This is a genomic window from Moorena sp. SIO2C4 (assembly GCF_010672485.1).
GTDB lineage: Bacteria > Cyanobacteriota > Cyanobacteriia > Cyanobacteriales > Coleofasciculaceae > Moorena > Moorena producens.
On record NZ_JAAHGN010000419.1, the window covers coordinates 1 to 6,169 of the forward strand.

General features: G+C 43.7%; 7 protein-coding genes and 1 pseudogene. 5 read left to right on the forward strand and 3 right to left on the reverse strand.

The window, feature by feature from the left end:
- A partial coding sequence (locus F6K20_RS20650) for a PAS domain-containing protein (RefSeq protein ID WP_287295867.1) occupies positions 1-827 on the reverse strand: 827 nt, incomplete at its 3' end.
- A 294-nt stretch (positions 828-1,121) separates the two neighbouring features.
- Positions 1,122-1,775 (reverse strand): DUF8692 domain-containing protein, encoded by a 654-nt coding sequence (locus F6K20_RS20655; RefSeq protein ID WP_008181455.1) that lies wholly within the window; start codon positions 1,773-1,775, stop codon positions 1,122-1,124.
- Between the two features lie 549 nt (positions 1,776-2,324).
- Here F6K20_RS20655 and argB point away from each other — a divergent pair.
- From argB to F6K20_RS20670, 3 genes are all read left to right on the forward strand, one after another.
- On the forward strand, positions 2,325-3,218 hold the full coding sequence (argB, locus tag F6K20_RS20660; protein WP_008181456.1) for an acetylglutamate kinase: 894 nt from the start codon (positions 2,325-2,327) through the stop codon (positions 3,216-3,218).
- 100 nt (positions 3,219-3,318) lie between these two features.
- The gene (locus tag F6K20_RS20665) at positions 3,319-3,837 is read left to right on the forward strand and encodes a hypothetical protein (protein ID WP_008181458.1); all 519 of its coding nucleotides are present in this window, start codon (positions 3,319-3,321) and stop codon (positions 3,835-3,837) included.
- Positions 3,838-3,870: 33 nt separating this feature from the next.
- Positions 3,871-4,065, forward strand: coding sequence for a hypothetical protein (locus F6K20_RS20670; protein WP_154659714.1), 195 nt, complete (start codon positions 3,871-3,873; stop codon positions 4,063-4,065).
- A 20-nt stretch (positions 4,066-4,085) separates the two neighbouring features.
- Here the strand turns inward: F6K20_RS20670 and F6K20_RS20675 are convergent, their stop codons facing one another.
- Complete coding sequence (locus F6K20_RS20675) at positions 4,086-4,409, reverse strand: PepSY domain-containing protein (RefSeq protein WP_008181460.1); 324 nt, start codon at positions 4,407-4,409, stop codon at positions 4,086-4,088.
- A gap of 137 nt (positions 4,410-4,546) precedes the next feature.
- On the opposite strand from F6K20_RS20675, the gene F6K20_RS20680 reads away from it, so the two are divergent.
- Both F6K20_RS20680 and F6K20_RS20685 read left to right on the forward strand, forming a co-directional pair.
- On the forward strand, positions 4,547-5,380 hold the full coding sequence (locus F6K20_RS20680) for a DUF3153 domain-containing protein (protein WP_008181465.1): 834 nt from the start codon (positions 4,547-4,549) through the stop codon (positions 5,378-5,380).
- A gap of 369 nt (positions 5,381-5,749) precedes the next feature.
- Positions 5,750-6,095: pseudogene (locus F6K20_RS20685) on the forward strand (zinc ribbon domain-containing protein); the annotation flags it as partial.
- Positions 6,096-6,169 lie beyond the last annotated feature (74 nt).

Sequence of the window (6,169 nt, forward strand, 5' to 3'; positions counted from 1 at the left end):
TTGAGGACATCATCCTCTAGCTTGCGCTTCGTGATATCCTGTACCACGGACACCACTCCGATGATGGTGCCATCAGATTCAATTAAGGGAGCATTGTGCCACTGGCAAAATATACTACTGCCATCTTGTGGATGGTAGTTTTCGGTAATGCAGTTGCTATACTGAAAATTCAAACAGTCTTGCAGAACTCGCTGGAACTGCTCTACGGAAGATTGCGGCTTGATCAATTGATGGGCACGATGTCCAAAGGCTTCCATCTTGGAATAGCCAAAAATTTTCTCGGCTACATGGTTCCACTGCATCACTTCACCATCCAGGCTCCACTCAATGAAACCAAGAGGAGTTTGCTCTACCAAGAGGGACAAGGTTTGTTGGGATCTCAGTAGTTCTTCTACGGTTTGCTTACGTTCAGCAATTTCCTTTTCCAGAGCTGTGTTAGTCGCTTCTAGTGGAGCTCGACTGGAGAATGCTAAGACTTTTGGCATCACTACTACTAGTGCGATCGCGCTAGAAAGAGAAAGTATGGCACTAGTCCCTTTGACTAAACCAGAGAGCCAATAATCGGGATGCCAAATTCTCCAGACCTCCAGCAAGTGACTGTTGCCACAGAACAAAACCCAGGCACTAAATAGTAATAAAATCTTGAGTAATGGCAGATCTTGGTTTTGAGACCAACAATAGATCAGCAACAGCAGAATAGAGTAATAGGATAGGGCAATTAGCAAATCCGATCCAGCATGAAGTCCAACTAATTCAGGCTTCCAGACATAGCAATGCTCCTGGGATAGATAATGACCGGAGAACATGTCTTGTAAGGTTTTGAGCATATGCCGTTGGTCAATTGGGCAAGAATTTCCAGCAGCACCGACGGTAACAGCAATGGTCAGATTAACCAGCTTGGTTTCGTACCAAGTAGCAGATCTCCCACTTATCCGTTGGAGTTAATTCCCTTTTGAAGTGGAACTGGGTATCAAGAAGGTAATCACCTCCGAGGACACTAAGACACACTTAGTTCTTATATTGTTAACGTTTTGACCACCGACTGTAAATCTGTGAAATTACGGAATTTTAACTTGCCCCATAACTCTTTGCCCAGAGAACTTTAAATCCCAATTTAGGAATTAGATAGCTCGATTTCTCTTTCTATTCCAAGATTGCAGCATCACCTGCCAGCATACCTGGCTGAAATAGAGAGTGATGTTCATAATACCCAATAACCGAGTGGCATCTTCTAGCATGGCTCGGGTTCCTTTTCCTGACAAATGGGAGAAGTCCACCAAACCAGATATGACAAATAAAATTGCCGCAATCATCAGGAGTATATATGGTGTAGCTCGAATTATCCTCCAAAAAGCTAATCCATAGAGGATGGCACCTATGCCATACATAAAATACACCGGCGCTTTGGAAATCCCTTGTTTTGCTAGTATTAAATTAATCCTGAAGACATCATCAATTAATAATATTCCAATGCCAAGGGCAGAGTATAAAAGAAATCGATTTATTTTTTGATTGGGCTGGATTTTGTTCAGCAATAACCAGCACCATAAACAAATGGTTACTACTACGCACCACATTAATTCAGACACAGCTGATAAAGTGCCGATGTAGGGGCGATTGAGAAGAAAAGGATCATCAAAAAGTCCTACGACTATATAACCCCTGTCCTGAATCTTGACATAGATACTTAAAACTAAAAATAGTATAATAACTAAGCTGTTATACCAAAGAATATAATTATCGTGGCGCAGCTGTTTTATAAGGATTTTCAGCATCGAGGTGAAACAGGTAAATAAGCAATTGTTTGTTGGGCTATATACTTAAGCTAACACAGGAGCTAATGGTAATCGGTCATTGCTCGGTAGTAGTGAGGAAAAATTACTGATTACTAATTTACCATTAAGGTAAATTTAATATAAAGCCCTGGTTGAAGCTGTTAGCCTTGTTTTCTTCTGTTAAATTAGTCTTGGCTTTTGCTTGTAAATCCGCAATTTTTTCTAAAAACTATCTGATTTCAATCTGGGTGAGGTACCTCGTCCTAGGTTAATTGGAGTCGGGAGTCGGGAGCGGTGCGACCCGTGGCGAATTTAATTCGCCAACGGAAAGCGCACCGAGGGAGTCGGGAGTCGGGTCGAAAATTATACCCATATCACCATCTGACCATCTGACCCATCTATCTTTTACGAGAAGAAAACAGCTCTACCTCTGTTCCCCTGAAGCTTTGTCTGTTCCAATTCTTAAGGAGGGTGTGATTCCATCTAGCCCTAAGCCATGAAAATGATTTAAACTGCTGTGGATGTGATTATAGATTTCAGTGATTGCCTATGCTCTATACTCAAGAGTACATTAGGGAAACTGAAGCAACCCGCGTGCGGGTACTCAGTGAAGCACTACCCTACATCCAAAAGTTTGCTGGTCGCACAGTCGTGGTTAAGTATGGTGGTGCGGCAATGAAAGACAGCAATCTCAAAGAACAGGTGATCCGGGATATTGTATTCTTAGCTTGTGTAGGTGTACGACCAGTCGTTATCCACGGTGGTGGTCCGGAAATCAATAGCTGGCTGGGGAAATTAGGGATTGAGCCACAATTTAAGAATGGTCTGCGGGTGACCGATGCTGCCACGATGGATGTAGTGGAAATGGTGCTGGTGGGTCGGGTGAATAAAGAGTTGGTCTCTGGGATTAACTACGCCGGTGGTAATGCTGTTGGGCTGTGTGGCAAAGATGGTAACTTATTCGTAGCACGCCCAGAAGGTCAAGAGGGTATTGGCTTTGTTGGGGAAGTGAGCACTGTGGATGTGCGGCTAGTAGAGTCTTTGGTCAATAGTGGCTACATTCCAGTAGTGTCTAGCGTGGCGGCTGATGATACTGGCCAAGCTTACAATATCAACGCTGACACGGTGGCTGGTGCGATCGCAGCTGCTTTAGAAGCAGAAAAGCTGATCTTGCTGACTGATACCGCTGGGATTTTGAAGGATCCTAAAGACCCATCTAGCCTGATTCCTCAGCTAGATATTCAACAATCACGGCAGTTGATTGAGAGTGGGGTAGTGTCTGGTGGGATGATTCCTAAGGTAAACTGCTGCGTGCGATCGCTTGCTCAAGGGGTACGTGCGGCTCATATTATTGATGGTCGCATTCCCCATGCCCTGCTCCTGGAAATCTTCACCGATGAAGGAATCGGTTCGATGATTGTCGGATCAGCATTTACCAACTAAGCACAAATGGCCAATGGCAACTAAGAAATTGTTAATTGAAAATTAAAATTAACAATTAACAATAATTAATTATTAACAATTAATAATTAAAGAATGACTAATGGCTAATGAAAAATTTTCCCTAGAGTACCAGTCAGGAAAAGCTGCATTTGAACGAGGAGAGTATCGTGCTTCTATAGAGCATTTGACCACAGCCAGGAATTTGGTAAATCTATCCTCTGGGCTCGGGGGAGAGGTGCAAATGTGGTTGGTGATGGCTTATGAGGCAGCTGGGCAAAAAGCGGAAGCGATCGCACTATGTCAACAGCTGACTAGCCATCCTGACCTAGAAACCTCCAAAGAAGGCAAAAATTTACTCTATATTCTGCAAGCTCCTCAGCTTACTAGACCAGCAGAATGGATGACCAACATTCCTGACTTAGGTGCGATCACAGAAAGTGACGACCGGGAGAGTTATGTGAATTATAGGTCTTTTAGCGGACGCAAGCAGCCTAGCCTAGGCTTGGTACCAGAACCCCTAGATCCTGCTGAGATTAACACTAAGGATAATCAATTCGTCTGGCTAGCTGTTGGTTTGGTGAGTTTAACCCTGGGTGGATTGATTTGGTTTGGGCTTTGATATGACTAGCTAGCAGAGACTGTTTTTTTAACTTTGCTTAAATCCAAGGGTTGGGTGGGTCGCACCGCGTCGCAAAAAGCGCGGGTCGCACCGCTCCCGATTCCCGATTCCCGATTCCCGATTCCCGTTCCCCTCCTGGGAGGGGTTAGGGGTGGGTTCCGATTCCCGATTCCCGATTCCCTGCTCCCTGCTCCCTGCTCCCTAGAAAAATGTACCTCACCGAATTAAAAACTGCTATAGTCAGTTGATTAACTATCTGGGGCGGTTTTTTTATCCATCGCTTTGCTAGAAAAAAGACCTTTCTTGCTGATACTTCTCCAATACATTACTATACCTGTAATTAACATAAAAAGTAATCCTAAACCATTTAAAAGTACATAAATTGGCCTCAGTTGATCACCAAGGAATCTTCCTTCGTGAATCACCATTAAAAAGTGGGCTTGATCTTTGGAAAGCCCAAACCAGCTTCTCCCTAATCGATAGGCTATCCCGGTGATTGCTGTGATCATGAAAGGCAGTAAGATGATTGGAGCTAAGGTACTATGCAGTTTACGTAAAGTAGGCTGATTCATAGGATTTCGGCTGGTTTTTGATATTCTATAACATGATTACAGCATGTTATGGTATCAGTTTTGGGTTATGTATGTAACAAATCGACCTATTGTTTAAGAAATCCCTAAGGACACTAAGAAAAAAAGGAGAAGGGTTGGTGAAGTTAAATTTTGTGAGTTTAAGGCAGTTGGTTAGTGGAACTCTGGGGCATTTACGGGTTCTGGGGGTGATTGTGCTGGCATCAGTGCTACTGTCTGGTTGTGTCAAATATGATCTTGGGGTCAGGTTTGACGGTGAACACCATGGCAAGATTGTCCAGCAGATCAAGCTTGGAGAACAGCTGACAAAGTTGAGCGATGCTGAAGCGACTGAATGGCTCAGAAGTCTCGAAAGTCGGGCAAAGCAGCTTCAGGGGAAAACTCAGCGCCTCTCAGACCGAGAAATTGCGATCGCAATTCCCTTTAACAACGGTAAGGAATTAGTATCCAAGTTTGAGCAGTTTTTTAACCCAGTTGGTCACCCAGAAGATGCCCGATTAGCACCAGAGAGTGATAGTAACCCCAGTTTTAACTCTAATTTACGCCTAGATCAAAACAACTTTCTGGTGGTGCAACGAAATCACTTAAGCTATGACCTGGATTTGCGCAGCCTAGGGGTAATCAACTCTGATAATGGCAAGATTGTGGTTACTGCTGGTTCACTGTTCGATTTGCAGTTTAGCCTAGAGACCCCTTGGGGAGCACACAGTATTGAGAAATCCCCCAATGTCATTAGCCCCAAAATTTATGATGATGGACATCAGCTAGTTTGGACACTGCAACCTGGTCAAATTAACCATATCGAAGTGGCATTTTGGCTACCCAGTTTCCTAGGTATTGGTATGATTATTATCATACTGGTGGTATTAGGTGGTTTCTACATAAAATACAAGTCTTTCCCCTGGGAAAGAACTGAAACTAATCAACCAGCAATACCATCAAAGGTGATGTAGTTTAAACCAGTTAGAGTTATACCAGTTAGAGAAACCAGTAATAGCTATTGGTTTCTTAACCACTAAGTTAATCAACATTAACTGGTAAGCATTCAGCCGTTAGCTGTCAGCCGTGAGCCAAAGGCTCACGCTACGCGAACAGCCTAATGCTTAAAATAAACCTCGAACCAAAAAATTTAACAGTTCGAGATTTTATCAAATTGAAAGTCTGGGTAAAAGCCCATCTAAGCATTCAGCAGTCAACCATTGGCCTTTGGCAAAGTGTGCCCATAAGCACATCAAGTAGCGTGGCCATAGCCCATAAGCTGATACGCGACACGCTGATAGCTGAATGCTTACGTTAACTTTCTATCATCTTATGAATAATTGTGGTTGGAGCACTTTGGTAATAAATTTGGCAGGATAACGGTTGCAGTAAATCCTGCTTATACTAGCCAGAATTGTTCTGAGTGCGGCGAAATTGTGAAAAAGTCTCTATCAACTAGAACCCATATTTGTAAGTGTGGATGTCAGTTAGATTCGCCGAAGGCGACGCTACGCGAACGAGACCATAACGCCGCCATTAACATCCTCGCCCATAGCATTGGGTACGGTGGGGCACATCGGAACCCTGGTCTTAGACAGAAACGCTTTCGGAGAACTGTCCTCTACTCTTCCTGGTTACGACCTGGTTGAGCAAGACGGTTCTGTGAACAAAGAATCCCCGCGTCTTTAGACCGGGGAGTGTCAAATTCCTTTGCAACGAGCCAGAAAGATTGCTCAGTATCGTCAGGCAGAACGAAAGTTGAT

Excerpts from the sequence above, each read along its gene's own strand:
- argB (WP_008181456.1), top strand. The coding sequence starts at position 2,325 with ATGCTCTATACTCAAGAGTACATTAGGGAAACTGAAGCAACCCGCGTG.
- F6K20_RS20675 (WP_008181460.1), bottom strand. The coding sequence starts at position 4,409 with ATGAATCAGCCTACTTTACGTAAACTGCATAGTACCTTAGCTCCAATC.
- F6K20_RS20665 (WP_008181458.1), top strand. The coding sequence starts at position 3,319 with ATGGCTAATGAAAAATTTTCCCTAGAGTACCAGTCAGGAAAAGCTGCA.
- F6K20_RS20655 (WP_008181455.1), bottom strand. The coding sequence starts at position 1,775 with ATGCTGAAAATCCTTATAAAACAGCTGCGCCACGATAATTATATTCTT.